This window comes from Streptomyces sp. NPDC020379 (assembly GCF_044387105.1).
Lineage (GTDB): Bacteria > Actinomycetota > Actinomycetes > Streptomycetales > Streptomycetaceae > Streptomyces.
This window is the reverse complement of sequence record NZ_JBIRVR010000033.1, coordinates 23,727-49,061: the sequence shown is the minus strand read 5'-3', so window position 1 is coordinate 49,061 and position 25,335 is coordinate 23,727. Positions and strand designations below refer to the sequence as shown.

The following is a 25,335-nucleotide window of genomic DNA, read 5'->3' as shown; positions in this document are numbered from 1 at the left end:
AACGCGATAGTCGCGCACAGGATTCCCTGCCCTCAGGGACCTTAACTCGAACTGACGGCGATTTCCCTCGCGTCAGGGAATAAGGCACGGGGATACCGGCGCGTACCGCCGGCAGCGGCGGAAATCCCTGCGCGCAGGGAAACAGGGCGGCGGATCCTAGCACACAAGATATTCCCCCACCCGGCCGATCCGCTTTGCGGGACCGGCATTTCCACCGAGGTCCGGACCATCGGGAGTGGGTCCCTACATGCAGGGACGAAGCACGCGAGTACCCGCTCTGTCGGATACGCTTCTGCGCTACCCGAGTTCGCTCGTTCGGGCGCCCGCTCACCACGGGCAGCGGCCCGGACCGGCGACCCGATACTGAAATGGACCTGCCAAGTCACTCCATGGAGAAATGGAGATCAACATTGGACAGTGGGAACGTCGCATTCCTTGCCGCAGCGGTGACGATCTTCGCGATCATCGCGTTCGTCGTGGTCTACACCATCAAACACCTGACCGGACATCCGCTGCGAATAGCGACGACGATCCTCGCCCTGGCCACCCTGGTCGGTGCGCTGGTGCCGCTGGTCGACGAGCTCCACGCGATGCCCTCGGCGCCACCGCCGAGGCCGGTGTCCCCGGCGTCAGGGGTAGGGCGTTGAGCCGTCAGCTGCCACCGGACTGGATGGCGACGCTCAACGAGCGGGTGATACGGCAGGCCGAACGGGCGCGCTCCGTCCGCTTCTTCACCTCGCTGCCCGGTCCCGTGCGGGAGACCCTCGGCGATCACCTGGTCAGCAGGCAGTACGGCAAGGGGGACCGGCTGCGCGGGGTCGTGCCCGGGTCGAGCGAGGTGCATTTCGTCCTCTCCGGCTGTGTGGCCGAACGGACCACGTCCGCCGGGTCCACCACACTGCGTTTCCGCGGCGCCGACTCCCTGCTCGGCGATGTGGAGATCGTCGACGAGACCGCCGGGCCCGCGGCGGCCCAATGCCTCACCACCACCTGGACCCTGTCCTGCTCGATGCCGCGCATGCGCATGCTGGCCGAGAGCGAGATATCCGTGATGAAGGGCGTGGCGAAGACCATCTCCGAACGCCTGCGGACCAATGAGCGGGTCTACGCCAATTCCCGGCACGCGCCCATTCAGCGCGTCTGCACGCTGCTGCTGGAATTGCACCGGACATCCGGCATGAGCGCCCGGCTGCTGCCCGATTCCTCGGTGGAGGTCACGGGGCCGACGCAGGCAGAACTCGGAGAAGCCCTGATGCTCGGCCGGGCGACCATCGAGAACGTCATGGCGGAATTACGCATGATGGGAATCCTGACGACCGGGCACCGGCACTACGCGGTCAAGAACGTCGAATTACTGACAGCCCTGGCCGAGGGAAAGGGCCCGTCGAAGGGCAAGGCGGGAAAGGGCCCGCCACCACCGCCGTCCCCCTTGCCGGAGCTGTGAGCGGGCCCGGGCCGGCGGCGTGGGGCCGCCCGGCAGGAGCTACGACGCCCTCCTTCGCGTGGCGGGGAGGAGGATCAGGTGTGTGCCCGGACGGCCCGCGCGGCGGCCGTTGGCGGTGCGGTAGACGTCGACCGGTCCGGCCGGACGCCAGTGCAGGCCGAGGCGCTTCGCGGTGTACATCGCCTCGTCCGCGCCGCGCAGCAGCTCCGAAAGGCCGGCGCCGGGCCTGCGGCCGACGCGGCACAGGCCGATCGACGCGCGGGGCGAGAGGGTGACGGCGCCGGTGTCGAGCGGGGCGGAGAGCCGGGCCGAGAGGCCGTACGTCAGCTCGCCATCGAGGTCGGCGTCCGGCGCGAGACGGATCACGGCGGTGTACTCGTCGCCGCCCAGCCGCGCCGCGAACCCGCCCCGTTCCCGGCACCACCCGTCGAGCCGGCGCCCGACGGCGGCGATGACCTGGTCGCCCACGGCGTGCCCGTGGGTGTCGTTGATCTGCTTGAAGCCGTTGAGGTCGAGGAGCAGCACGGCGGCGTCCGGGTGCTTGACGGCCCGCCGCGCGCGGGAGGTGAATTCGTCGCGGCACATGAGGCCGGTGAGGGGGTCGGTGCGGGCGGTGCGGAGGCGACGGACGAGTATGAGCGCGTGGGCGGCCCAGCCGACGGTCGGCGCGGCTATGGGCAGGGCCTGGACGAGGAGGTTCATCGAGGGACACCTTCCGAACAGAGAGCTGGCCCGCACGGCTTCGCGGACTCGGCGCGTGCGGGCCGGTGTGTGGTCCGGTCATGCTGGAGATCCCCCCTTTCCGCCCGCTCGGTGCGAACTCGGCTTCCGTACAGCGATGTTCGGATGCCGGAGCCACCGCGTCTGGCGGGTGGCCCCGTTCCGGTGCAGGCTGTCCGCATGGACAAGGACCTCTCCCGCGTCGCGCTCACCCCTGCCGCCACCGAGCTGATCCGACGGCTCCGGGAACGGCACGGGCCGCTGATGTTCCATCAGTCCGGAGGCTGCTGCGACGGCAGTTCGCCGATGTGCTATCCGTACGGCGAGTTCCGTACGGGTGGCTCCGACGTGCTGCTGGCCTCGCTCGTGGTGGAGGGGGTGGCGGAGCCCGTCGGGTTCTGGATGTCGGCGGACCAGTTCGAGCGCTGGCGGCACACGCACCTGACCGTGGACGTGGTGGCGGGGCGGGGCAGCGGCTTCTCGCTGGAGGCGCCGGAGGGGGTGCGCTTCCTCGTCCGGTCGAGGCTGCTGACGGACGAGGAGGCGGGCGCCCTGGACCGTGGGCCCGGCGCGCCGCCCTACGACGCGGCGTCCACCAAGGACAGCATCCGCAGCCGCTCCGGCGGGCCCGGCCGCGCGTAGTACCAGCCCTGCGCGGTGTCGCAGCCGAGGATCCGCAGGTGCTCGGCCTGGGTGCCGGTCTCGACGCCCTCGACGGTCACGGACAGGTCGAGCGTGTGGGCGAGGGAGACGATGCCCTCGACGATCTTCACGTCCACCGGGTCCGCGGGCGCGTGCTGCATGCCGCGGGTGAAGGAGCGGTCGAGCTTGAGCGTGCTGACGGGCAGCCGGCGCAGGTAGGAGAGATTGGAGTAGCCGGTGCCGAAGTCGTCGAGGGCGATGTCCACGCCCATGTCGGCGAGTTGGCGCAACGGGCGCAGTTCCTCCTCGTCGGCGCCGATCAGCGCGTTCTCGGTGACCTCCAGGCAGAGTGCGGACGGGGCGAGGCCGGACTCCTCCAGGACGGCGACGGTGTCGGCGACCAGGGAGGGGTAACGCAGCTGCGACGGCGAGAGGTTGACGTTGACGCGCATGGGCGCCTTCCCCGAGCAGCCCTCCTGCCAGGCCCGTGCCTGCCGGAGCGACTCCTGGAGGACCCAGCGGCCGAGCGGCACGATCAGGCCGGTGCTCTCCGCGAGCGGGATGAACTGGTCGGGGCCGAGCACGCCGTGGATGGGGTGCAGCCAGCGGACGAGTGCCTCGGCACCGCGCACGGCGCCGTCGGCGAGGCCGACGAGCGGCTGGTACTCGATGAAGAACTCGCTGTTGTCGAGCGCCGCGGGCAGCCGGTTGGTGAGACTGTGCCGGGCGATGACCCGGGCGTCGGAGTCGGCGTCGGCGTCGGCGAGTTCGTAGCGGTTGCCGCCCGCCGCCTTGGCGCGGTACATCGTGATGTCGGCGCTGCGCAGCACCTCGGCGGCACCCAGTTCGCCGGCGGCGCCCTCGACGATGCCGATGCTGGCGCGTACGGACAGGTCCCGGTCGTCGAGACGGATCGGGCGGGAGAGGGCCGTCAGCATCCGGCGGGCGAGGGCGATGGCGTCGGCCTGGGCGGACGGCCCGGTGAGCAGGGCCACGAACTCGTCGCCGCCGAGGCGGGCGACGAGTTCGGCGGGGGCGGTGGCGCAGGCGCGGAGCCGTTCGGCGACGGCGACGAGGAGCTCGTCGCCCACGGCGTGGCCGAGGCTGTCGTTGACGGCCTTGAAGCCGTCGAGGTCGAGATAGCACAGGCCGAAGCGGGCGGTTCCGCCGTCGTCCGCGGGGGCGGTGAGGGCGCGGTCGATGCTCTCGAAGAACAGGGTGCGGTTGGGCAGGCCGGTGAGGGCGTCGTGGGTGGCCTCGTAGCGCAGCCGCTCGTGGAGCAGCCTGCGCTCGGTGATGTCCTCCATGAGCGCGAGCTGGTACTGCGGCCGGCCGTGGGCGTCGCGGAGGAGGGCCACGGACAGGTCGGTCCACAGGACGCTGCCGTCGCCGCGGTAATACGGCTTCTCGACGCGGTAGTAGTCGCGTTCGCCGCTGATGAGCTCCTTGTAGAGGCCCCAGACCTCGGGTGAGTCGTCGGGGTGGACCATCTCGCCGACGTTGCGGCCCATGACGTCCTGGGCCATGCCGCCGAACATCCGGGTGAGGGCGTCGTTGACGTCCATGATGCGGCCTTCGACGTCCGCGATGCCGACGCCGATGGCGGCGCCCTCGAAGACGGCGCGGAAGCGGGCCTCGCTGGTGTGCAGGGCCTTCTCGGTCTCGGCCTGCGCGGCGAGCGCGGCGCGGGAGAGGGCCTCCTGCTCGGCCAGGGTGCGCTCGCGCAGGGCGCGGGCGAAGCCGGCGGCCAGGGAGTGCTGGAGGCGGGCGCACCGGTCGCGGGCCTCGGCTTCGGAGAGGCCGCCGCCGGGCGGGCAGTAGACCAGGAGGTAGGAGTCGATGGCGCTGAGGATCAGCGGGAGGGCCTCGGGGTCGGTGCAGTGGGCGGACACGAGCGCGGCCCCGACCTCGGCGGCGGCCGTGGGGTCGAAGGGGCGGGTGCGCAGGGCGGCACCGAGCCGTCCGGCGAGCGGGACGAGGTGGTTCTCGAACTCGGCACGGGTCAGATGGGTCGTCGTCGCCGGATAGACCGTCCGGCCCCAGATCGCGGCGAAGCGCTTGAGGCTGTCGGCACGGACGGGGTCGTCGCCGTGACGCGGGAGGGAGGCGAGGATCCCGAGTGCCCGGCCGTCGGGGCCCTGGATACCGGGGCCTTGGACGCCGGTGCCCCGCGGGTCGTCACCGCGGCCGCCGGTGCCCCGCGGGTCGGCGCCCGGGACACCGGTGCCCCGCGGGTCGGCGGCAGGCTCCGCCACCGGTTCCGTTCCCGGTTCCGGGTGCCCGTCGCGGTGGGCATGGGCGTTGTGCTCCTGGGCGCGGGAGCCGTACGGAGCGGCCGGCTCCGCGAGGCCCTCGTCGCAGCAGGGGCCCTCGCTCGGTTCGCCTTTCCCCAGGCTGCTCGGCTGTGTGGGGCAGTCCGGTGCGCGGCCGCCGCGTACGCGGAACCCGGCGGCCCTGCCGGCCATGGTGCCCAGGGCCGGCGCCACGCTCCCGGGGCTCGGCCCGGCACCGGCGCTGCCGCCGATTCCGATTGCGGTTCCGCTTGAGATCTCGTTCACGGCTTGCGCCCCACCCCGGCGAAGCCTACGTACATCGCCGGATCGTCGCCCGGGTCCGCCGTGCCCGCGCGGCCCGCGACCGGGGCCTCGGGCCGCCACATCGGCATGGGCACCAGGCCCGGCTCGACCATCTCGAAGCCGTCGAAGAAGCGGGCCACCTCGCCGTGCGAGCGCATCAGCAGCGGGGAGCCGACACCGCGGTAGACGCCCTCCACCCGCTCGCCCTCCTCCGGCTTGATCGGACCGCTGTCGGTGGTGGCGTGGGTGAGGATCAGCAGGCTGCCGGGGGCGAGCGCGTCGCGCAGCTCGGCGACGGCGCCCCACGGGTCGTCGCGGTCCTCCATGAAGTGCAGGACGGCCACCAGCAGCAGCGCGACCGGCCGCCGAAGATCGAGGAGCCTGGTGACCTCCTCGCCGGTCAGGATGTCCAGCGGCGCGCGCAGGTCCGCTGCCGCGATCGCCGCGCGCGCGTTGCCCGCGAGGACGGCGCGGCTGTGCGCGACGGCGACCGGGTCGTGGTCGACGTAGACGACGTGCGCGCCGGGGGCCGCCTCCTGGGCGATCTCATGGACGTTGCCGAAGGTCGGGATGCCGGAGCCGATGTCGAGGAACTGCGTCACGCCCCGGCCGGCGGCGTAGCGCACGGCCCGCCGCATGAAGGCCCGGTTGGCCTGCATGACCTTCGGCAGGCCGGGGAAGGCGTCGATGGCCCTGCGCCCGGCCTCCCGGTCGACCTCGAAGTTGTGCGAGCCGCCCAGGTAGTAGTCGTAGATGCGGGACACGCTCGGCACGGAAAGGTCGATGCCTTGGGGGGCCCAGGTGGGACGCTCCATCAGTCTGTCTCTCCAGCTCATCGAACGGACATGTGAGCAGAGGCTACTGATCGCCCGTTCGAATGGAAGAAGCAAGTGGAAATCTGCGATCCGCATTTAACCGCGGTTCGCCCCTGCTCCCTGCGGGTGCTCCCCCCGAAGTACCCCAAAACCACTTTCGCACGTGAGATGCATCTCTCCCACTTCCCCCCTCACATACCTCTACGGCCACAACGGGCACATGCGCAACCCTTTGCACCGCCCTTCCTCGATTTGATCATGAATTGCACGGGGTTCAGCACCGGGGCTCTCGCCACATCGGCCACATCGGCGGGCCCTCGGGGAGCTCCACGGCCGTGCCCGTGAAGACGAAGCCGAGGCGCTCGTACAGGCTCTTGCTGCGCGCATTGCTCGCCTCCAGATAGGCCGGTACGCCCTCCCGGTCGCAGCGGTCGAGGGCCGTCGCCAGCAGCGCCCGGCCGCGGCCCTGGTTCCGGCGGCCGGGCGCCGTGACGATGACCGGCAGGTAGTAGTGCGACCGGTCGGCGGGGTGCACCCGGGCCGTCAGCTCACCGACGATCCGCACGCGCTCGTTGCCCCGGTCCGCGCGGACGAGCCGGTCACCGAGGTCGTCCTCCTCCGCGCCCTCCCCCGCCGCCCGCACCGGCAGCCACAGCGCGGCCGCCGAGAGGTCGTCCGTCACATCGGCCCAGCCGTCGCGCAGCGCCGCGTCCAGATACACGCCGAAGAATTCCGGCTGCGCGGCACGCCGGTGCTCCTCGTCCGGGAAGACCCAGCCGCTGACCGGATCGGCCATGAACCCCTCCCCGATCAGCCGGCGGATCTCGTCCCGCTCCCCCGCGACGGCCCGGCGGATTCCCGGCACGACGGCGGTGTCCTGATGCACGGTCACGGCTCATTCCTCACGTACGAAATGACGTGGCTCTCACGCCGCGACGATCGTACGGACCGGTGGAGCATGCCGTCGGCGCGAATGCGGTACGGCCTGAATGGCCGCCGGATGACGCGGTATTCACCGGCACATGGACATCAGCGGACTCCCACGGCCGCCAGTGCCCGGCGCTGCGCGGGCGACGGTTCGGCCGGGAAGTAGAGATAGCAGATCCCTCCCGTGCCGCTCTTGACCTGCCCCTGCGCATTGCGGCGCTTCGTCCGCAGCCAGATGTTCTCGAACTGGCGGCGCTTGTAGACGTGTCGGACCGCGGCGTCCGTCGCACTCGCCGGGTCATTGGCCACCACATCGCCGCCGTGGGTGAATCCGACGACACACATCAAGTGACCCGCGGTGCCGTAGCCGGCCCCGTCGAGTTCGGAGGCGAGGAAGGACTGCGAGGTGATCACGGGAATTCCCGCGTGGATCAGTTTCTCCACGTCGTTCAGGGAACGCAGCCGGGTGACCACCGCCTGCATGTCGCGGTAGGTCGCGGCATAGGCGGCGTTGAACGGCCAGTTGCCACAGCCCTGGTACTGGTAGTCGTAGGTGAGGCGGGCCGCCTGGCAGACCTGCGGATCGGCGTACGCGCGGTCCACCCAGGCGAGATCCGCGGCCGACGGCGCCCGGCCCCAGTATTCGACGGCCATCTGCGAGGAGGTCGGACTGCACCACGCCTCGCCGCCGTTGTCGTACTGCGGATACTGCCCCTTGTGGATCTCCTGCGAATAGCGCGGCACCCGCAGCTCGCGCCCCGTCCCCTCCCCCGGTGCCGAGGCGGGCACGGAGAAGCGGTCGGGGATGTCGGAGCCCATGGCGCCGAGCCGCCACACCGTGGGCGTCAGGCCGCTGCCGGGCCTGCGGAGGAGGGTGAGGCGCAGCTCGTACGAGGCCAGCCGGAGGCCCGTCGCGGGGTCGTCGACGGCGAGAGTGTCGGTGGAGACGCTGCTCCTGCCGTCCTTCTGGCCGTCGACGGAGGTGCGCCGGATGTCCCCGACCGCGTCACCGGCGGTCCAGCGGCCCATCACGTACCACGGGGTGCGGCCGCCGCCGGTGTAGGCGCAGCGGAGCTCGACCTGGAGCCAGGTCCCGGCGGGCGCGTGGGCGTTCCAGGAGGCGACGATCTCGCTGGCGGGGGCCGTCAGCCGGTGGACGGGGCCGGTCCAGGTGGCGTACTCCCAGGTGGCCGTGGTGCCGGTGTGCGGGTCCTGGTGGTCGAGGGTGCCGGCGGGGTGGTCGATGACCAGGCCGGGGCGGTGGCCCGCGCGCGCCCCCGTGCCGTGGGCGGTGCCCTGCCGCCAGTCGGCGGGGGTGAGCCAGGCGTGGTAGTCGATGGTTCCTCCTCCCGAAGGGGCGGCGAAGGCCGGTCCGGGGGTGGTGACCGCGGCGGCGGCCGCGCCGAGTGCGGCGGCCAGGACGGTGCGTCTGCTGGACATGGCGTGATCCTCGTGGTCGGGCGCCGGTGGGGGTGGCGAAGGGCTTCTCCCCGGTCCCGCCCCTTGTCGAAACGGGGTCCCGTCACCGGGCCCCGTCCCCCGGGAGGGCACGCGCCGCCCCGGGCGGTACGACCCGGCCCGTACCGCGCATAACGTGGGATCGTGAACGACCCCAGCACCCTCCTGCCGCTCGCCCGGGAACTGCGCGCGCTCCGGCCGTCCCTCGGGCCGGTGCGGCTCGTGGCCGTCGACGGCCACGCGGGCTCCGGCAAGACCACCTTCGCCGCCCGCCTCGCGTCCGCCCTCGGTGGCGCCCCGGTCCTCCATCTGGACGACCTCGCCACCCACGAGGAGCTCTTCGGCTGGACCGGGCGGCTGCGCTCCTGGGTCCTGGAACCGCTGGCCCGGGGCGAGACGGCCCGCTACCGCGCCTACGACTGGGTGGCCCGGCGGTTCGCCGAGGAGCGCGCGCTCCCGCCCGCGCCGGTCGTGCTCGTGGAGGGCGTGGGAGCCGGCCGCCGGGAGCTGCTCCCCCATCTGGCGTGTCTGCTGTGGATGGAGTTGACGGATGAACGCTCGTGGGAAAGGGGTCAACTCCGTGATGGTCCCGAACTGACCGATTTCTGGGACGGCTGGAAGCGAGCGGAGCAGCGCCACTTCTCGACGGACCCGACGCGCCCGCGCGCACAACTCCTGATTCTCCAGTGCAAGGAGGGGTACGAGGTGCTGCCGGGACCCCAAGAGAGCCCCTGAACCGCCCTCGTGCTCACGCTCGGTGAGCAACCGGGGCCGGTCCACCGGTCGTCCTCGACCGATCCCCGCCGAGTGCGCCAACTCGGCTTGACCGAGGGGGCGTACAGGACTTACGTTCTCATTAGGCGGCCGACGCGAGTCGCCGCAGGACGCGAAGCCCCCGGTTGTTCCCCCGTGATCGGGGGCTTCGTACTTTCCACGTCACCCCCTTTTGAGCGCTTTGCTCCACCGCCCCCTTCACCCTGGGTGACCATCTTCCGGAGCGCTTTCCGGCCCCTCGGGACCGCCCCCGCGCCGTGAACAGCGGTGCCGCACCCTTCGGCCCCCACCGACCACGCAGGTACGATGCCAGTCGGCACACTTATCGGCTGGCGTGTCGGCACACTGGTCAACTCCCGTCCACAGCACAGCGGTTCGGCAAGGCGCGCCAGGCAATCGCCCGGCTGCACGCTACGGGGGCAGGGTTTGTGGGGGACGTGATGGATTTCGGCATGCAGGGCCCACCCGCCCCGGCCGATCTCGCCTGGCTGCGCGCCGTCGACGCCTACACGATGGGCGCGTACGCGCAGGCCGAGGAGGAGTTCCGGGCCGCGGTCGGGGCGGATCCCGGCATGGCCGACGCCTGGCTCGGCCTGCACGCGCTGCGCGCCGAGACGACCACGGCACTGCTGCGCATGTACCGCCACCGCGAGCGGTTCGGCGAGCAGCGCACCCGCCACCGGCGCACCCTCAATTCCTGGTACTGGCTGGGCTGGTGGGTCCAGCCGGTCCTGGAGAGCGGCCGCGACCTGCTCCTCGCCCACGCCTCGCACTGGCTCGACGGTCGCCATGTGCCCGAGCTCGACCGGGCCCTGGCCGACTGCCCGCCCGTCGAGACCGACCCCCAGGCCCGCTTCCTGCACGCCTGCCGCGCCTACCTCGTCAAGGACTGGGAACAGCTCGTCCGGCACACCGAGCCGCTGCTCGACGATCCGCTGCTGGGCATCGAGGCGGGGCTCTTCGGCGGCATGGCCCGGGTCCGCCTGGAGATGTACGGACAGGCCGAACCGCTGCTGTCCGCCGCCCTGATGCGCTGCCGCAGCGAGCAGCCGCAGCGCAAGGAACTGCGCTACTGGCTGGCCCGCGCCCACGAGGGCACCGGCCGCAGCGCCGCCGCCCTCCCCCTCTACCGCGCCGTGCACCGCGTCGACCCGTCCTTCATGGACACCTCCGCCCGGCTGACCGCCATCGCCGACGGGGACGGCCTGGACGACCACCTGGACCTGGCCCCGGTGCCCTCGGGCGGCCCGCCGGGCCCGGGCGCCGAGGGTCCCGCCGACACGGCGGGCGAGCCGGACTCCCTGTCCGCGCCGGACCCCCTCGACGGCCGCGACCTGCTGACCGGCACCGGCCCGGAGCCCACGGGTACGGCACAGGCCGGCCCCGACGGCCTACGCCGGATGACCCGGATCCCGGTGCCGCAACAGCCCGCGCCCCAGCCGGCGCCGGGCCCCTCCGACCCCGTGCTGCTGGCGAAGGCCCTCTCCGAACTGGAGCGGATGGTGGGCCTTGAGCCCGTCAAACGGCAGGTGCGGGCGCTCTCCGCCCAGCTGCACATGGCCCGGCTGCGGGCGGGCCAGGGGCTGCCGGTGCAGCCGCCCAAGCGGCACTTCGTCTTCTCCGGCCCCTCGGGCACCGGCAAGACCACCGTGGCCCGCATCCTGGGCCGGGTCTTCTACGCCCTGGGACTGCTCGGCGGCGACCACCTGGTCGAGGCCCAGCGCGCCGATCTGGTCGGCGAGTTCCTCGGCCAGACCGCGGTCAAGGCCAACGAGCTGATCGACTCGGCCCTCGGCGGGGTGCTCTTCGTCGACGAGGCGTACAGCCTCTCCAACTCCGGCTACAGCAAGGGCGACGCGTACGGCGACGAGGCCCTCCAGGTGCTCCTCAAACGCGCCGAGGACAACCGCGACCGGCTCGTCGTCATCCTCGCCGGCTACCCCGAGGGCATGGACCGGCTGCTCGCCGCCAACCCCGGCCTGGGCTCCCGCTTCACCACCCGCGTGGACTTCCCCAGCTACCGCCCCCGCGAACTCACCAGCATCGGCCAGGTGCTGGCCGCGGAGAACGGCGACCAGTGGGACGAGGAGGCGCTGGAGGAGCTGCGCAGCGTCAGCTCCCACGTCGTCGAGCAGGGCTGGATCGACGAGCTCGGCAACGGCCGCTTCCTGCGCACCCTTTACGAGAAGAGCTGCGCCTACCGCGACCTCCGCCTGTCGGGGTACGCGGGCACGCCGACCCGGGACGACCTCGCCACACTGCGCCTGGCGGACCTGATGCAGGCATACGGCGAGGTCCTCTCGGGCCCGGGCTGGGCCTCCCCCCGCCGCGAATCCCGAGACCCCCAGGACCCGCCGTGACGATATACAGCCCGTTGGGGGCACCTCCCAGCGGTAGCTGGGGGAGAGCGAGGACAACGCGCGAAGCGTGTTGCGGGGTCCGGGGCGCAGCCCCAGTTCCGGGGGCCTGGGGGCTTGCCCCCCACGCGGCGGAGCCGCACATCAGACACAGCCGGGAAGGGGCGGGGCCGGGGAACAAACAGCCCGTCCGGCGCCTGAGGACGCGGCCGCAGGCCGCCCCCGCCGCTGGGGGCACCCCCGGACTGCGTCCGGGGGAGGCAACAAAACCCGCACGCCGGAGGCCGAGGCACGCGCCGCCACGCGGCGGGTGCCGCGCCCCCGCCTCAGCCCGCCATCACACCCCGCTCCCGCGCCACAAGCACCGGCTTCGCCCGAAGCTCCGGCACCAGAGGCCGCACCGGCGCGGCCACCCGGTGCGAAGGATCCCGCACCTCGCCCACGAGCATCTCCAGCACATCCTCCAGCGCCACAAGACCCAGCACCTTCCCGGACGCGTCTGTCACAGCGGCCAGGTGCGCGGCCGCGCGCCGCATCACGGTGAGCGCGTCGTCCAGCGGGAGTTCGGCCCGCAGGGTCTCCACCCGCCGCCAGACGTGCTGCGGCACGGCCCGCTCGCGGTCCTCCAGGTCCAGGACGTCCTTCACGTGCAGGTAGCCCATGAAGGCGCCGCCGGGGCCGGCCACCGGGAAGCGGGAGTAACCGGTGCGTACCGTCAGCTCCTCGATCTGCCGGGGGGTGACGGACGGGGCGACCGTGACCAGCGCCGCCGGGTCGAGGAGGACGTCGGTGACCGGGCGGCTGCCCAGCTCCAGCGCGTCCTCCAGCCGCTCCTGCTCGGCCGGTTCGAGGAGACCGGCCTGGCGGGAGTCCTCCACCAGGCGGTTGAGCTGCTCGCTGGTGAACACCGCCTCGACCTCGTCCTTGGGCTCGACCCGGAACAGCCTCAGCACCCCGTGCGCGCAGGCGCCGAGGAGGGCCGTGACCGGCCGGCACAGCCGGGCGAAGGCGACGAGCCCCGGACCGAGCCACAGCGCGGCGCGGTCGGGCGCCGACATCGCGAGATTCTTCGGCACCATCTCGCCGATGACGAGGTGGAGGAAGACCACGAGGGCCAGGGCGATCACATAGCCCAGCGGGTGGACCAGCCCGTCGGGCAGCCCCACCGCGTGGAAGACGGGCTCCAGCAGGCGCGCGACCGTCGGTTCGGCGACCGCGCCGAGGGTGAGCGAGCAGATGGTGATGCCGAACTGCGCGGCCGCCATCATCTGCGGGAGGTTCTCCAGCCCGGTCAGCACCGTACGGGCCCGCGCGGAGCCCTCGGCGGCCCTCGGCTCGATCTGGCTGCGGCGCACGGACACGAGCGCGAACTCGGCGCCCACGAAGAAGCCGTTGGCCAGCACCAGCAGCACGGCGAAGAGGAGTTGCAGCACGCTCATCGCTGCTCCCCCTTGGCACCGGTGGTACGCACCAGGCGCACCCGTTCGGCCCGGTGGTGCGCCACCTGTCGTACGGAGAGCCGCCAACCCGGCAGTTCGGCGGTGTCGCCGGGGGCGGGGATCCGGCCGAGGAGACCGGCGACCAGACCGGCGACCGTCTCGTAGGGGCCGTCGGGCGCCTCCAGGCCGACGCGGCGCAGGGTGTCGACACGGCAGCCGCCGTCGGCCTCCCAGGCGGCGCGGCCGTCCTCGCAGGCGACGGGGGCGAGTTCGGGCCGGGCGTCCTCGTCGTCGTGCTCGTCGCGCACCTCGCCGACGAGCTCCTCGACGATGTCCTCCAGGGTCACCACACCGGCCGTGCCGCCGTACTCGTCGACGACGACGGCTATCGGCTGCTCGCTGCGCAGCTGCTCCAGCAGCGGCTGCACGGGCAGGGTGCCCGGCACGAGCATGGGCGCGACCGCGATCCGGCCGACCGGGGTGCGCAGCCGGTCGTGGCCGGGGACCGCGAGGGCGTCCTTGAGGTGGACCATGCCGACGACCTCGTCCAGGCGCTCCCGGTAGACCGGGAAGCGGGAGAGGCCGGTGGCGCGGGTGAGGTTGAGGACGTCCTCCGCGGTCGCGGTCGACTGGAGGGCGCTGACCTTCACCCGGGGGGTCATCACGTGCTGGGCCGTGAGCCCGCCGAGCGAGAGGGTCCGTACGAACAGGTCGGCGGTGTCCTGCTCCAGGGCACCGGCGCGCGCCGAGTGCCGGGCGAGGGAGACCAGTTCACCGGGGGTGCGGGCGGAGGCCAGCTCCTCGGCGGGCTCGACGCCCAGGGCCCGTACGAGCCGGTTGGCGACCGTGTTGAGCAGAGTGATCACAGGCCGGAAGAGGTGCGCGAAGGCATGCTGCGGGCCGGCGACGAAGCGGGCGACCTGGAGGGGCCGGGAGACGGCCCAGTTCTTGGGCACCAGTTCGCCGATGACCATCTGGACGGCGGACGCCACCAGCATGCCGGTCACCACGGCGACGCCGGGGGCGGCGCCCTCCGGCAGTCCGGCGAAGGTGAGCGGCCCGGTGAGCAGCCGTCCGAGGGCGGGCTCCGCGAGCATGCCGACCACCAAGGAGGTGATGGTGATGCCGAGTTGGGTGCCCGAGAGCTGGAAGGAGAGCTCGCGCAGGGAGGCGACGACGGTGCGGGCGCGGCGGTCGCCGGCGGCGGCGGCCCGTTCGGCCTCCGGCTTCTCGACGGTCACCAGGCCGAACTCGGCGGCGACGAAGAAGCCGTTCGCGAGAATGAGGAAGAGCGCTGCCGCCAGAAGCAGCAGGGACACGGTGACACTCATGCCGCCGCCTCGTCACGGTGGGCGGCGGCGCAGGTACTACAGGACGATCCGTCCATTGCCGGAGGGAGTCACTCCTCGGTTCGCAGGTGCCCCACGGGGCCGTGGGGTCCACGGCCGGAACGGCGTGTGCGGGGCGGGGCACGGTGTGCCCGTGGCACCAGAGTAATCAAGGACTCGCGATCTTGGGGCGGTCGACGGCGGTCAGGTCGCGGACCGGCCGGTCCCGTGCGCCTCGGCGAGGGCCCGCAGGGCGCGGGCGTGGGTGATGGCCTGCTGCTTGGCGATGCCCGGCTGGATGCCCATGGCGGACAGCGTGGTGCCGTCGGAGAGGTCGAGGCGGACCCAGGGGTCGCCGGCGCGCAGATTGACGCGGACGATCTGGGCCCAGGCCAGCTTGCGGGTCGTCGCCATGTTGACGACGGTGACGCCGTCCTCGGTGGCGACGACCTTGGGCCGGGCGAGCAGCGCGAGGACCCCGAAGACGACGAGTCCGGCGGTGGTGAAGGTGATCCGGTCCCCCGTGCTGAAGCTGCCGGTCAGCAGGGCGCCCGCGGTGAGCACGACGAACAGCGCGGCGCCGAGGCCGAGCAGCACGGCCCGGGTGACGGTCGGGCGGAAGGTGACCGGAAGACCGGGCGGCGGCAGGGGGGTGGACACGGCGTGAAGGTTCTCTCGGCGTCGTCGGGGCTCGCGTGCGGGGTGGGCGCCGTCAGAGGCGGCAGGCGTGGATGCCGGTGGTGAGGATGGCGCGCGCGCCCAGCTCGTAGAGCTCGTCCATGATGCGCTGGGCGTCCTCGGACGGGACCATGGAGCGGACCGCGACCCAGCCCTCGTGGTGCAGCGGGGAGACGGTGGGCGACTCCAGGCCGGGGGTGAGGGCGACGGCGCGCTCGACGTGCTCGACCCGGATGTCGTAGTCCATCATCACGTAGCGGCGGGCGACGAGGACGCCGTGCATGCGGCGGAGGAACTGCTGGACCTTGGGGTCGTCGGCCGGGGCGCCGGCGCGGCGGATGACGACGGCCTCGGACTCCAGGATCGGCTCGCCGATGATCTCCAGCCCGGCGTTGCGCAGGGTGGTGCCGGTCTCGACGACATCCGCGATGACCTCGGCGACGCCGAGCTGGATGGCGGTCTCGACGGCACCGTCGAGGTGGACGACGGAGGCGTCGACGCCGTTGTCGGCGAGGTGCTTGGTGACCAGGCCGGAGAAGGACGTGGCGACGGTCATCCCGCCGAACTCGCCGACGTCCTTCGCGGTGCCCGGGCGGGTGGCGTAGCGGAAGGTGGACCCGGCGAAGCCGAGCTGCATGATCTCCTCGGCCCGCGAGCCGGAGTCCAGCAGCAGGTCCCGGCCGGTGATGCCGATGTCGAGCTTGCCGGAGCCCACGTAGACCGCGATGTCGCGCGGGCGCAGGAAGAAGAACTCGACGTCGTTGGCGGAGTCGACCAGGACCAGTTCCCTGCGGTCCTTGCGCTGGCGGTAGCCGGCCTCATGGAGCATCGCCGACGCAGGCTCGGAGAGAGAACCCTTGTTGGGAACGGCGATGCGCAGCATGAGGTCGTTTTCCTTTGTGCGTGGGAATGCTTGGGGGATGTGCTGGGGTGGTGCTGATCAGAGGTGAGCGTATACGTCGTCGAGGGAGATTCCCCGGGCGACCATCATCACCTGGACGTGGTAGAGGAGCTGGGAGATCTCCTCGGCCGTGGCGTCGGCGCCCTCGTACTCGGCGGCCATCCAGACCTCGGCGGCCTCCTCGACGACCTTCTTGCCGATGGCATGGACGCCCTTGCCCACGAGCTCGGCGGTGCGGGAGGTGGCGGGGTCGCCGGTGGCGGCCTTCTGCTGGAGCTCGGTGAAGAGCTCCTCGAACGTCTTCTTGGACATGGTGGTCCTACCCTACGCCGCTCCCCGGCCGCTTCAGTGCCAGGGCTCGGACACCGAACGGAGGACGGCCGCGGTGGCCACGGCCGCGGTGACCGCCTCGTGCCCCTTGTCCTCCGCCGAGCCCTCCAGGCCGGCCCGGTCCAGGGCCTGCGCCTCGTCGTCACAGGTGAGGACGCCGAAGCCGACGGGGACGCCGGTGTCGACGGAGACCTGGGTGAGGCCCTGGGTGACGCCCTGGCACACGTAGTCGAAGTGGGGGGTGCCGCCGCGGACGACGACGCCGAGCGCCACGATCGCTTGGTAGCCACGGCCCGCCATCGCCTTGGCGGCCACCGGGAGTTCCCAGCTGCCGGGGACACGCAGCAGGGTCGGCTCGTCGATGCCGAGGTCGTGCAGGGCGCGCAGGGCACCGTCGACGAGTCCGTCCATCACCTTCTCGTGCCACTGCGCGGCGATCACGGCCACACGCAGGTCCTGGCAGTTCCGCACACTCAGCTCGGGGGCGCCCTTGCCGCTCACGTTTCTCCTCGGGTTTCTGGTCGGGTGACGGTTCGTGGTTCTACTGGTTGCCGCAGGCGGAGACCGGGTCGGGGTCGAGCCAGGGCAGGTCGTGCCCCATCCGGTCCCGCTTGGTCCGCAGATAGCGGAGGTTGTGCTCGCCGGCCTGGACGGGCATCGGCTCGCGGCCGGTGACCCGCAGGCCGTGCCGCACGAGGGCGGCGGTCTTGTCGGGGTTGTTGGTCATCAGCCGCAGCGAGCGCACTCCGAGGTCGGCGAGGATCCGCGCGCCCGCCGCGTAGTCGCGGCTGTCGGCGGGCAGGCCCAGTTCCAGGTTGGCGTCCAGCGTGTCGCGGCCGTCCTCCTGGAGCTCGTAGGCGCGCAGCTTGGGCAGCAGGCCGATGCCGCGTCCCTCGTGGCCGCGGAGGTAGAGGACGACGCCGCGCCCCTCGGCGGTGATCCGTTCGAGCGAGGCGTGCAGCTGCGGGCCGCAGTCGCAGCGCAGCGAGCCGAAGACGTCGCCGGTGAGGCACTCGGAGTGGACGCGCACGAGGACGTCCTCGCCGTCGCCGAGCTCGCCCGCGACGAGGGCGATGTGCTCGACGCCGTCGGTGGTCGAGCGGTAGCCGACGGCCCGGAAGTCGCCGAAGGCGGTGGGCAGCCGGGTCTCCGCCTCGCGCCGGACGGTGGGTTCGGCGGAGCGGCGGTAGGCGATCAGGTCCTCGATGGAGATGATCGCCAGGCCGTGCTTGCGGGCGAAGGGGATCAGCTCGGGCAGCCGCAGCATCGCGCCGTCCTCGCCCGCGATCTCCACGATCGCGGCGGCGGGCCGCAGCCCGGCGAGCCGGGCGAGGTCCACGCCCGCCTCGGTGTGGCCGTCGCGCACGAGGACGCCGCCGGGCCGGGCGCGCAGCGGGAAGACGTGGCCGGGGCGGACGAAGTCGCCGGGCTCGGTCGTGGGGTCGGCGAGCAGCCGGATGGTGGCGGCGCGGTCCGCGGCGGAGATCCCGGTGGAGACGCCGTGGGCGGGGACGGCGTCGACGGAGACGGTGAACGCGGTGCGCATCGCCTCGGTGTTGGTCTCGACCATCTGCGGCAGGTCGAGCCGGGCGATGTCCGGCTCCTCCAGGGGCACGCAGATCAGGCCGCGGCACTCGCTCATCATGAACGCGACGATCTCGGTGGTGACCTTCTCGGCCGCGACGACGAGGTCGCCCTCGTTCTCGCGGTTCTCGTCGTCGACCACGACGACGGGCCGCCCGGCCGCGATGTCGGCGATGGCGCGCTCGACCGGGTCGAGGGTGAGGTCCTCGGTCTCGTGCCGGCTCTGCACGGCGGTCATCATTCCTCTTCCTTGGGTCGCTCGGGTCGCTCGGGTCACTCGGATCGCTCGGGTCACGACAGTGCTCCTCCCAGCGCGGCCCGCTCGGCGGCGCTCGTCAGGGCGCGGGAGCGCAGCCACCAGTCACGCATGCCCCACACGACGACGACGAAGTAGACGACGTAGACGAGACCCGAGAAGGCGAGGCCGCTGCTGAAGGCGAGCGGGACACCGACCACGTCCACGAGCAGCCAGGCGAACCAGAACTCGGTGAGGCCGCGGGCCTGGCAGACCATCGCGGCGAGCGTGCCGACGAAGATGTACGCGTCCGGCCAGGGGTTCCAGGACAGGTCGGGCACCGCGGTGAAGAGGCCGCCGACGGCGAGCGTGCCGAGCGCGGTGCCCGCGAGCAGGGCGCCGCGCTCGCGCCAGGTCGCGAAGCGGACGGCGATCGAGCCGTCCTGGGCGTCGCGCCTGCCGCGCTGCCACTGCCGCCAGCCCCACAGCGAGACGCCGATGACGAGGAGTTGCTTGCCGATGCCGCCGCTGAGGTGGGCCGAGGCATAGGCGGCGACGAGGATCACGCCGGAGAGGAGCTGGATGGGCCAGGACCATATGGAGCGCCGCCAGCCGAGGGCGAGCGCGAGGAGGCCCACGCTGTTGCCGATCATGTCGGACCAGATGACGCGCTGGCCGAGCGCGGAGAACGCCTCGTCGCCCAGCCACTGCACGGCGCTCACGCGACCGGCTCCCCGGCTCCCGGGACCGCGCCGTCGGCCAGCAGCCGCTCGACGTATTTGGCGAGCACGTCCACTTCGAGGTTGACGGGGTCGCCGGGCTGCTTGATGCCCAGGGTGGTCAGTTGGAGCGTGGTGGGGATGAGGCTGACGGTGAAGAAGTCGTCGCCCGCCTCGACCACGGTCAGGCTGACGCCGTCGACGGTGATCGAGCCCTTGTCGACGACGTAGCGGCGCAGCCCGGCCGGGAGGGCGATCTTCACGATCTCCCAGTGCTCGCCGGGGATCCGCTCCACGACGGTGCCGGTGCCGTCGACGTGGCCCTGGACGATGTGGCCGCCGAGGCGCCCGCCGAGTGCCATGGGCCGCTCCAGGTTCACCCGGGAGCCGGGGGCGAGGGCGCCGAGGCTGGAGCGCTTGAGGGACTCGGCCATCACATCGGCGGTGAACTCGCCGTCGGCGGTCTCGACGACGGTGAGGCAGACGCCGTTGACGGCGATCGAGTCGCCGTGCTTGGCGCCCTCGGTGACGAGCGGGCCGCGCAGCCGGAAGACCGAGGAGTCGCCCTGGCTGTCCACGGCGACGACCTCGCCCAGTTCTTCGACGATTCCGGTGAACACGTTCAGTTCTCCTCAAGGGCGGAAGCGGTGGGGGTGGCGGTGATCCGCAGGTCGGGGCCGAGGCGGGCGACGTCGGTCACCTCCAGGCGCAGCGTCTGCGCGATGGTGCCGATGCCCGCGTCGCCGAGGGCGGCGGGGCCGGCGCCGAGCAGCGCGGGCGCGAGGTAGCCGACGACGCGGTCGACGGCCCCGGCGGCGACGAAGGAGCCGGCCAGCGACGGCCCGCCCTCCAGCAGGACGGAGCGGACGCCGCGCCCGTGCAGCTCGGCGAGCAGTGCGTGGATGTCGAGGCCGGCCGCGCCGTGCGGCAGCCGGACGGTGTCGGTGCCGGGCAGGTGCCGGGTGTCGGCGTGCTCGCCGACGGCGATCAGGGTGGGTGCCGCGTCGTCCAGGACGCGGGCGCCGGGCTTGACCGTGGCGTGGGTGTCGACGACGACGCGCAGCGGCTGGGTGACGCCGTCCCGGCCGCGGACGGCCAGGTGCGGGTCGTCCGCGCGCAGCGTGCCGGAGCCGACGACGACGGCGTCGGCCTCGGCGCGCAGCCGGTGGACGTCGGCGCGGGACGCGGCGGAGGTGATCCAGCGGCTGGTGCCGTCGGCGGCGGCGCTGCGGCCGTCGAGGGTCGCCGCGTACTTCCACTGGACGAAGGGGCGGCCGCGGAGCACCGAGGTGAGCCAGGCGGCGTTGCCCGCGGCGGCCTCGTCGGCGAGCAGCCCGCCCTCCGCGTCGACCCCGGCGGCGGCCAGGGTGGCCGCGCCTCCGGTGGCCGTGGGGTTGGGGTCGGCGACGGCGTAGACGACGCGGGCCACGCCGGCGGCGAGCAGGGCCTGTGCGCACGGTCCCGTGCGTCCGGTGTGGTTGCAGGGTTCGAGGGTGACGACGGCGGTGCCGCCGCGGACGTCACGGCCGGAGTCAGCCGCGTCCCGGAGGGCGGCGACCTCGGCGTGCGGGCCGCCGGCGCGGCGGTGCCAGCCCTCACCGGCGGTGCGGCCGTGCGCGTCGAGCAGGACACAGCCGACGACGGGGTTGGGGCTGGTGGAGCCGAGGGCACGCGCGGCGAGTGCGATGGCCCGACGCATCGCGTCGGTTTCGGCCTGATTGGCCACCGGGTCCTCCTGCCTCATCGGGCACGGACTCCGGGGCCGTCGTACGGGACGACGAAGAGCGGGGACGCGGACCGGGGTGTGCCGAGGCCGAAAAAGAGGGGTCCGCCCCTGAAGAGGGCCGGATCACCTGACGCCGGTGTGCCGGTATGCGTGCCCGCCGCGCACTGCCTCCCATCCGGACTTTAACCGTCGGTCCAGGAATTTCACCTGGTCAACCGACCGCTGGCTGCGGACGGGTCGCGGACTGTAACCGCCGGTTCGGACTTTCACCGACCCCGGAGTGCGCTGCGTAACTAGTTGTCTGTAGATGCTACATCGAGCCTGACCTGCGCGTTCCTCGGAGCACCGTCAGTTCGACGCCTTTGAGCGTACGCCGAGGGGCGGGGCGGTGTCCACGGTGATATAGGTCGCCGCAAGGGGTCGACCGGCCGCGCCCGGTTCGGGGAGGATGCGCCTCCATGGGCGCGGACAAGAGGGGTACGGACGTCCGGTTCCGGGCGCGGCTCGCGGTGGCCGTGGTGTTCGCCGTGCACGGCGCGGTGACCGGAAGCTTCGCGACCCGTGTCCCGTGGATCCAGGCACACGCGGGGATCGACGCGGGCCGGCTGGGGCTGGCGCTGGCGTTCCCCGCGATCGGGGCGTCCGCGGCGATGCCGCTCGCGGGGTGGGTGAGCCACCGGCTGGGTTCACGGGCCGCGCTGCGCCTGCTGCTGTCGTCGTGGTGCGCGTCCCTGGCGCTGCCCGCCCTCTCCCCCGGGCTGCTCACGCTGTGCGCGGCGCTCGGTGTCTACGGCGCGACGGCCGGCATGGCGGACGTGGCGATGAACGCGCTGGGCGTGGAGACCGAGGAGCGGATCGGCCGCTCGATCATGTCGGGGCTGCACGGGATGTGGAGCGCGGGGGTGCTGGCCGGTTCGGCGGCGGGCACGGTCGCGGCGCACGCGGGCACGGACGCCCGCCTCCACCTGGGGATCGCGGCGGGCGCGCTCCTGCTCCTCGGCACGCTCACCTGCCGGTGGGTGCTCGACCTGCGGACCGCGCCCGGGGAACACCCGCCGCCGCGCTTCTCGCTGCCCCCGCGGGCGGCGCTGGCCATCGGCGCGGTGGGGTTCTGCGCGGTGTTCGCGGAGGGCGCGAGCCTGGACTGGTCGGCGGTCTACCTCCGCGACGTCATCGGATCGGAGCCGGGCGTCGCGGCCGCCTGCACCACGGCGTTCTCCTGCACGATGGCGGCGGCCCGGTTCGCGGGGGACGCGGCGGTGCGCCGGCTCGGCCCGGTGCGGACCGTACGGGCGGGAGGCGCGCTTGCCACGGCCGGTGGGGTGCTGGTGGTCTCCGCGGGCGGGCCGGTGGCCGCGATCGCGGGCTTCGCGCTGATCGGCCTGGGCATCGCGGCGGTGGTGCCGCTCGCGTTCGCGGCGGCGGGGCGCAGCGGTCCGGCGCCGAGCCAGGCCATCGCCGGGGTCGCCACGATCACCTACGCCTCGGGCCTGATCGCGCCGGCCGCCATCGGCCAGATCGCGCACGCCAGTTCGCTCGTGGTGTCGTTCGCCCTCGTCACCGTGCTGACGACGGGGATGGTGCTGGGGGCGGGGGTGCTGCGAACTCCCGCGCGCGGAGCGGTGGGCGCGGGCCCGGCGGCAGGGCGTTCGAGCCCCGCGGCGGAGTCACCGGGCCTGGAGTGAGCACGGCAGTGGGCCGCACGGCGGACCCTCGAAGGGTCCCCCGTACGGCCCGGAACCAGCCGGCGGTGAGCCGTCGGTGGTTAGAGGATGCCGAACAGACCGCCGAGGCCGCCGAAGCCGCGGTGGCCGAACTCCCAGCCCTCACGACCCTCGTGGTGGCCACAGCCGCCCCAGCGGCCCTCGCCCCAGCGACCGCCACGGCCGCCCCAGCCCCAGTCGTCGCAGTCGTCACGGTCGTGGCGGTGGCCCCAACGGCCGTCGCCCCAGCCGCGGTCGCAGTCGTCACGGTCCCAGCGGCCGTGGTCGCGACCGTGGTCCCAGCGGCCGTGGTCACGGTCGTGGTCCCAGCGGCCGTGGTCACGGTCCCGGCCGTGGTCGCCACGGTCACCGTCGTGGTCATGGTCGTGGCTCCACGCCTGGACCGTCGCGATGTGGGCCGGAGCGGCCTGGGCCACGCCGGCGATCGGAACGATGGCAGCCGCGGCGAGCACGGTGGCGGCCGCGGTGCGGCCGACGAGGTTACGCATGAATGTCTCCTGGATTGCAGGAATCGGACACAGAGACCCATACCTCGCGCGAAGCAAGAAACAGCCCAGGTTCACGGTCATACAGTCGTACGGACCATTGATTGCCCCGATTGCAGCAACAGCGGCCCCGGCCGGACCGGCGGCGACGGCCGGGATCACGGGCCGGAGCCACTTAACATGGTCCGGATTCCCCCCACCTCGAACATTTGGAGCACTCATGGGCCTCGGCGTGCGCTGGACTCTGCACGGGGACGGGCGCACCCCGGCACCCGGGGCCGTCGTGCGACCGGACGAGCGGCTCACCTGGCCGCGGACGGCGGGGCTCGGCGCGCAGCACGTGGTGGCGATGTTCGGGGCGTCCTTCGTGGCCCCGGTGCTCATGGGCCTCGACCCCAATCTCGCGATCATGATGTCGGGCGTCGCGACGATCCTCTTCCTGCTCGCGACGCGCGGCCGGGTGCCCAGCTATCTGGGGTGCAGCCTCTCCTTCGTCGGGGTCGCCGCGATCATCCGGGCGCAGGGCGGCGGCACCGCGGCCGTCACCGGCGCGATCTTCGTGGTCGGCGCGGCGCTGTTCCTGAGCGGCCTGGCCGTGCGGAGGTTCGGCGCGCGGATCATCCACGCGGCGATGCCGCCGGTGGTCACCGGCGCCGTGGTCATGCTGATCGGCTTCAACCTCGCGCCGGTCACCGCCCGGACGTACTGGCCGCAGGACCAGTGGACGGCGCTGCTGACGATGCTCGTCACCGGGCTGGCCGTGGTCTGCCTGCGCGGGTTCTGGTCCCGCGTCGCGATCTTCCTGGGGCTGCTCTTCGGCTACGGCGTCTCCTGGGTCTTCGACCGGGTCTTCGGGAAGATCCACTCCGTGCACGGCGGGCCGGAGGCGGTCGACCACTGGCGGCTCGACCTCTCCGGCGTCTCCAAGGCCGACTGGATCGGCCTGCCCTCGCTGCACGGGCCGACGTTCGGCTGGTCCGCGATCCTGGTGGCCCTGCCGGTCGTCATCGCCCTGATCGCCGAGAACGCCGGACACGTCAAGGCCGTCGGCGAGATGACCGGCGACCCGCTGGACGACCAGCTCGGCACCGCGATCTCCGCGGACGGCGCCGCCACGATGCTCTCCACCGCGGTCGGCGGCCCGGCCAACACCACCTACTCCGAGAACATCGGCGTCATGGCGGCCACCCGCGTCTACTCCACCGCCGCCTACTGGGCCGCGGCCGGCTTCGCCCTGCTCTTCGGCGTCTGCCCCAAGTTCGGCGCCGTCGTCGCGGCCGTGCCCGGCGGGGTGCTCGGCGGCATCACCGTCATCCTCTACGGCATGATCGGCCTGCTCGGCGCGCAGATCTGGGTCCACAACAAGGTCGACCTGCGCAACCCGCTGAACCTCGTGCCCGTCGCCGCCGGCATCATCATCGGCATCGGCGGCGTCAGCCTCAAGGTCAGCGACAACTTCGAGCTCAGCGGCATCGCGCTGGGCACCATCGTGGTCCTCTCCGGCTACCACGTCCTGCGCGCCCTGGCCCCGGCCCACCTCAGGACGCAGGAGCCGCTGCTGGACGCGGGCACGAGCGGCTACGACGCGACGGCCGAGAAGGGCGCGACCCGCGACGAGCGCTGACCTCGTCATCCGTTCCGGTCAACACCGCCGCCCGCGCCCCTACGCTGCGTACACGCGTGTCACCGTGTGTCCATGACGACGGCAGAGGTGCGGGCGGCACCCGCTGGTATCGAGGGCGTCGTGGCCCGGATGCGCCGACTGGCGGAGACCCTGCCGCCCCGGGACGGGGTCGCGGTCTTCAACCACGTCTACCTCACGGTCACCGAGGAGATCGCCCGGCGCCTCGCGGCGGGGGCGTTCGCGGACCGGGTGTCGGCGACGGAGCTGGACGTACGCTTCGCCGCGCGCTATCTGACCGCCGTCGACGGCGCGGCGGCGGGCCGCCGCCCACCCGCCTGCTGGCGCCCCCTCCTCCAACTACGCGGCCACCCCGCCGTCCGCCCCCTGCAATTCGCCCTCGCGGGCATCAACGCCCACATCGGCCACGACCTGCCGCTGGCTCTCACCGACACCTGCCGTGCCCTGGGCGTCGAACCGTACGCGCTCGAAGGGGACTTCGACCGGGTGGGCGAGGTGCTCGTCGCTCTGGAGGAGCGGGTGCGGGACGGCTTGGCGCCGGGCCCCGAGGTGCTGGACGTGGCGGACCCACTGACGCATCTGGTGGGGGCGTGGAGCCTGGAAGCGGCGCGGGGTGCCGCTTGGGCGGCCTTCCGGGGGTTGTGGGCGGTGCGGGATCTTCCGGACGTGTCCGGGGAACTCGTCGAACGCCTCGACTCCGGCGTGGGGTTGGTGAGCCGCTGCCTGCTGACCCCACTGGGGTGACTGTCCCCGGACCCGCCCTTTCCCGAGACCGGTGGGTGCGTCCCCCCGGACCCCTCCGGCCGCGGGCCGTCTTGCCGCCTGCGGCGG

Annotated in this window: 24 protein-coding genes and 1 riboswitch; of the genes, 8 read left to right on the top strand and 16 right to left on the bottom strand. The window is 72.8% G+C overall.

The window, feature by feature from the left end:
* Window positions 1–410 precede the first annotated feature (410 nt).
* Together ACH427_RS30250 and ACH427_RS30245 are read left to right on the top strand one after the other, a co-directional pair.
* Complete coding sequence (locus ACH427_RS30250; RefSeq protein ID WP_398874631.1) at window positions 411–647, top strand: hypothetical protein; 237 nt, start codon at window positions 411–413, stop codon at window positions 645–647.
* Window positions 644–1,444 carry a Crp/Fnr family transcriptional regulator gene (locus ACH427_RS30245; protein ID WP_398874629.1) on the top strand — a complete coding sequence of 267 codons (801 nt, stop codon included), beginning with the start codon at window positions 644–646 and terminating at the stop codon, window positions 1,442–1,444. Before ACH427_RS30250 ends, ACH427_RS30245 begins: the two co-directional genes overlap by 4 nt.
* A 39-nt stretch (window positions 1,445–1,483) precedes the next feature.
* On the opposite strand, the gene ACH427_RS30240 is transcribed toward ACH427_RS30245, so the two are convergent.
* On the bottom strand, window positions 1,484–2,146 hold the full coding sequence (locus ACH427_RS30240; RefSeq protein ID WP_398874627.1) for a GGDEF domain-containing protein: 663 nt from the start codon (window positions 2,144–2,146) through the stop codon (window positions 1,484–1,486).
* Between the two features lie 198 nt (window positions 2,147–2,344).
* Between ACH427_RS30240 and ACH427_RS30235 the strand changes: the two genes are divergently transcribed.
* A complete protein-coding gene (locus tag ACH427_RS30235) occupies window positions 2,345–2,806 on the top strand; it encodes a DUF779 domain-containing protein (protein ID WP_398874625.1) in 462 nt (153 codons plus the stop codon).
* Here the strand turns inward: ACH427_RS30235 and ACH427_RS30230 are convergent.
* The 4 genes from ACH427_RS30230 to ACH427_RS30215 all read right to left on the bottom strand — a co-directional run bounded on the left by ACH427_RS30230 (window position 2,743) and on the right by ACH427_RS30215 (window position 8,564).
* Complete coding sequence (locus tag ACH427_RS30230) at window positions 2,743–5,292, bottom strand: EAL domain-containing protein (protein ID WP_398874623.1); 2,550 nt, start codon at window positions 5,290–5,292, stop codon at window positions 2,743–2,745. The genes ACH427_RS30235 and ACH427_RS30230 overlap by 64 nt on opposite strands.
* 68 nt (window positions 5,293–5,360) lie before the next feature.
* A complete protein-coding gene (locus ACH427_RS30225) occupies window positions 5,361–6,197 on the bottom strand; it encodes an SAM-dependent methyltransferase (protein WP_398874621.1) in 837 nt (278 codons plus the stop codon).
* 274 nt (window positions 6,198–6,471) lie between these two features.
* Window positions 6,472–7,089 carry a GNAT family N-acetyltransferase gene (locus ACH427_RS30220; protein ID WP_398874619.1) on the bottom strand — a complete coding sequence of 206 codons (618 nt, stop codon included), beginning with the start codon at window positions 7,087–7,089 and terminating at the stop codon, window positions 6,472–6,474.
* Window positions 7,090–7,226: 137 nt separating this feature from the next.
* Window positions 7,227–8,564, bottom strand: coding sequence for a C39 family peptidase (locus ACH427_RS30215; protein ID WP_398874617.1), 1,338 nt, complete (start codon window positions 8,562–8,564; stop codon window positions 7,227–7,229).
* Window positions 8,565–8,726: 162 nt separating this feature from the next.
* Here ACH427_RS30215 and ACH427_RS30210 point away from each other — a divergent pair, with 162 nt between their 5' ends.
* The gene (locus tag ACH427_RS30210; protein WP_398874615.1) at window positions 8,727–9,317 is read left to right on the top strand and encodes a uridine kinase; all 591 of its coding nucleotides are present in this window, start codon (window positions 8,727–8,729) and stop codon (window positions 9,315–9,317) included.
* A gap of 479 nt (window positions 9,318–9,796) precedes the next feature.
* Window positions 9,797–11,716 (top strand): AAA family ATPase, encoded by a 1,920-nt coding sequence (locus ACH427_RS30205; RefSeq protein WP_398874613.1) that lies wholly within the window; start codon window positions 9,797–9,799, stop codon window positions 11,714–11,716.
* A 323-nt stretch (window positions 11,717–12,039) separates the two neighbouring features.
* Here ACH427_RS30205 and ACH427_RS30200 read toward each other — a convergent pair whose 3' ends face one another.
* From ACH427_RS30200 to ribD, 10 genes are all read right to left on the bottom strand, one after another.
* The gene (locus ACH427_RS30200; protein ID WP_398874611.1) at window positions 12,040–13,152 is read right to left on the bottom strand and encodes a hemolysin family protein; all 1,113 of its coding nucleotides are present in this window, start codon (window positions 13,150–13,152) and stop codon (window positions 12,040–12,042) included.
* Window positions 13,149–14,483, bottom strand: coding sequence for a hemolysin family protein (locus ACH427_RS30195; protein WP_398874609.1), 1,335 nt, complete (start codon window positions 14,481–14,483; stop codon window positions 13,149–13,151). The genes ACH427_RS30200 and ACH427_RS30195 overlap by 4 nt, the downstream gene beginning before the upstream one ends.
* Before the next feature lie 201 nt (window positions 14,484–14,684).
* Entirely contained in the window at window positions 14,685–15,140 is a 456-nt protein-coding gene (locus ACH427_RS30190) for a PH domain-containing protein (protein ID WP_398874607.1), read from the bottom strand.
* Window positions 15,141–15,192: 52 nt separating this feature from the next.
* Window positions 15,193–16,041, bottom strand: a complete 849-nt coding sequence (gene hisG, locus ACH427_RS30185; protein WP_398874605.1) for an ATP phosphoribosyltransferase — start codon at window positions 16,039–16,041, stop codon at window positions 15,193–15,195.
* A 57-nt stretch (window positions 16,042–16,098) separates the two neighbouring features.
* Window positions 16,099–16,371 carry a phosphoribosyl-ATP diphosphatase gene (locus tag ACH427_RS30180; protein WP_116210688.1) on the bottom strand — a complete coding sequence of 91 codons (273 nt, stop codon included), beginning with the start codon at window positions 16,369–16,371 and terminating at the stop codon, window positions 16,099–16,101.
* Window positions 16,372–16,404: 33 nt separating this feature from the next.
* On the bottom strand, window positions 16,405–16,890 hold the full coding sequence (gene ribH, locus ACH427_RS30175) for a 6,7-dimethyl-8-ribityllumazine synthase (RefSeq protein WP_398874602.1): 486 nt from the start codon (window positions 16,888–16,890) through the stop codon (window positions 16,405–16,407).
* Between the two features lie 40 nt (window positions 16,891–16,930).
* Window positions 16,931–18,211, bottom strand: a complete 1,281-nt coding sequence (locus ACH427_RS30170) for a bifunctional 3,4-dihydroxy-2-butanone-4-phosphate synthase/GTP cyclohydrolase II (RefSeq protein ID WP_398874653.1) — start codon at window positions 18,209–18,211, stop codon at window positions 16,931–16,933.
* Window positions 18,212–18,264: 53 nt separating this feature from the next.
* Window positions 18,265–18,930: a nicotinamide riboside transporter PnuC gene (locus tag ACH427_RS30165; RefSeq protein ID WP_398874600.1), complete on the bottom strand. Its 666-nt coding sequence runs from the start codon at window positions 18,928–18,930 to the stop codon at window positions 18,265–18,267.
* A complete protein-coding gene (locus tag ACH427_RS30160) occupies window positions 18,927–19,547 on the bottom strand; it encodes a riboflavin synthase (RefSeq protein ID WP_398874598.1) in 621 nt (206 codons plus the stop codon). Before ACH427_RS30160 ends, ACH427_RS30165 begins: the two co-directional genes overlap by 4 nt.
* 2 nt (window positions 19,548–19,549) lie before the next feature.
* On the bottom strand, window positions 19,550–20,626 hold the full coding sequence (gene ribD, locus ACH427_RS30155) for a bifunctional diaminohydroxyphosphoribosylaminopyrimidine deaminase/5-amino-6-(5-phosphoribosylamino)uracil reductase RibD (protein ID WP_398874651.1): 1,077 nt from the start codon (window positions 20,624–20,626) through the stop codon (window positions 19,550–19,552).
* A gap of 184 nt (window positions 20,627–20,810) precedes the next feature.
* A riboswitch (FMN riboswitch) is annotated at window positions 20,811–20,941 on the bottom strand.
* Between the two features lie 170 nt (window positions 20,942–21,111).
* On the opposite strand from ribD, the gene ACH427_RS30150 reads away from it, so the two are divergent.
* Window positions 21,112–22,338 carry an MFS transporter gene (locus ACH427_RS30150; protein WP_398874597.1) on the top strand — a complete coding sequence of 409 codons (1,227 nt, stop codon included), beginning with the start codon at window positions 21,112–21,114 and terminating at the stop codon, window positions 22,336–22,338.
* A gap of 80 nt (window positions 22,339–22,418) precedes the next feature.
* Here the strand turns inward: ACH427_RS30150 and ACH427_RS30145 are convergent, their stop codons facing one another.
* A complete protein-coding gene (locus ACH427_RS30145) occupies window positions 22,419–22,865 on the bottom strand; it encodes a hypothetical protein (RefSeq protein WP_398874595.1) in 447 nt (148 codons plus the stop codon).
* Between the two features lie 217 nt (window positions 22,866–23,082).
* Here ACH427_RS30145 and ACH427_RS30140 point away from each other — a divergent pair, with 217 nt between their 5' ends.
* The gene (locus tag ACH427_RS30140) at window positions 23,083–24,486 is read left to right on the top strand and encodes a uracil-xanthine permease family protein (RefSeq protein WP_398874593.1); all 1,404 of its coding nucleotides are present in this window, start codon (window positions 23,083–23,085) and stop codon (window positions 24,484–24,486) included.
* 72 nt (window positions 24,487–24,558) lie between these two features.
* A complete protein-coding gene (locus tag ACH427_RS30135; RefSeq protein ID WP_398874591.1) occupies window positions 24,559–25,248 on the top strand; it encodes a DUF5995 family protein in 690 nt (229 codons plus the stop codon).
* Window positions 25,249–25,335: the final 87 nt, after the last annotated feature.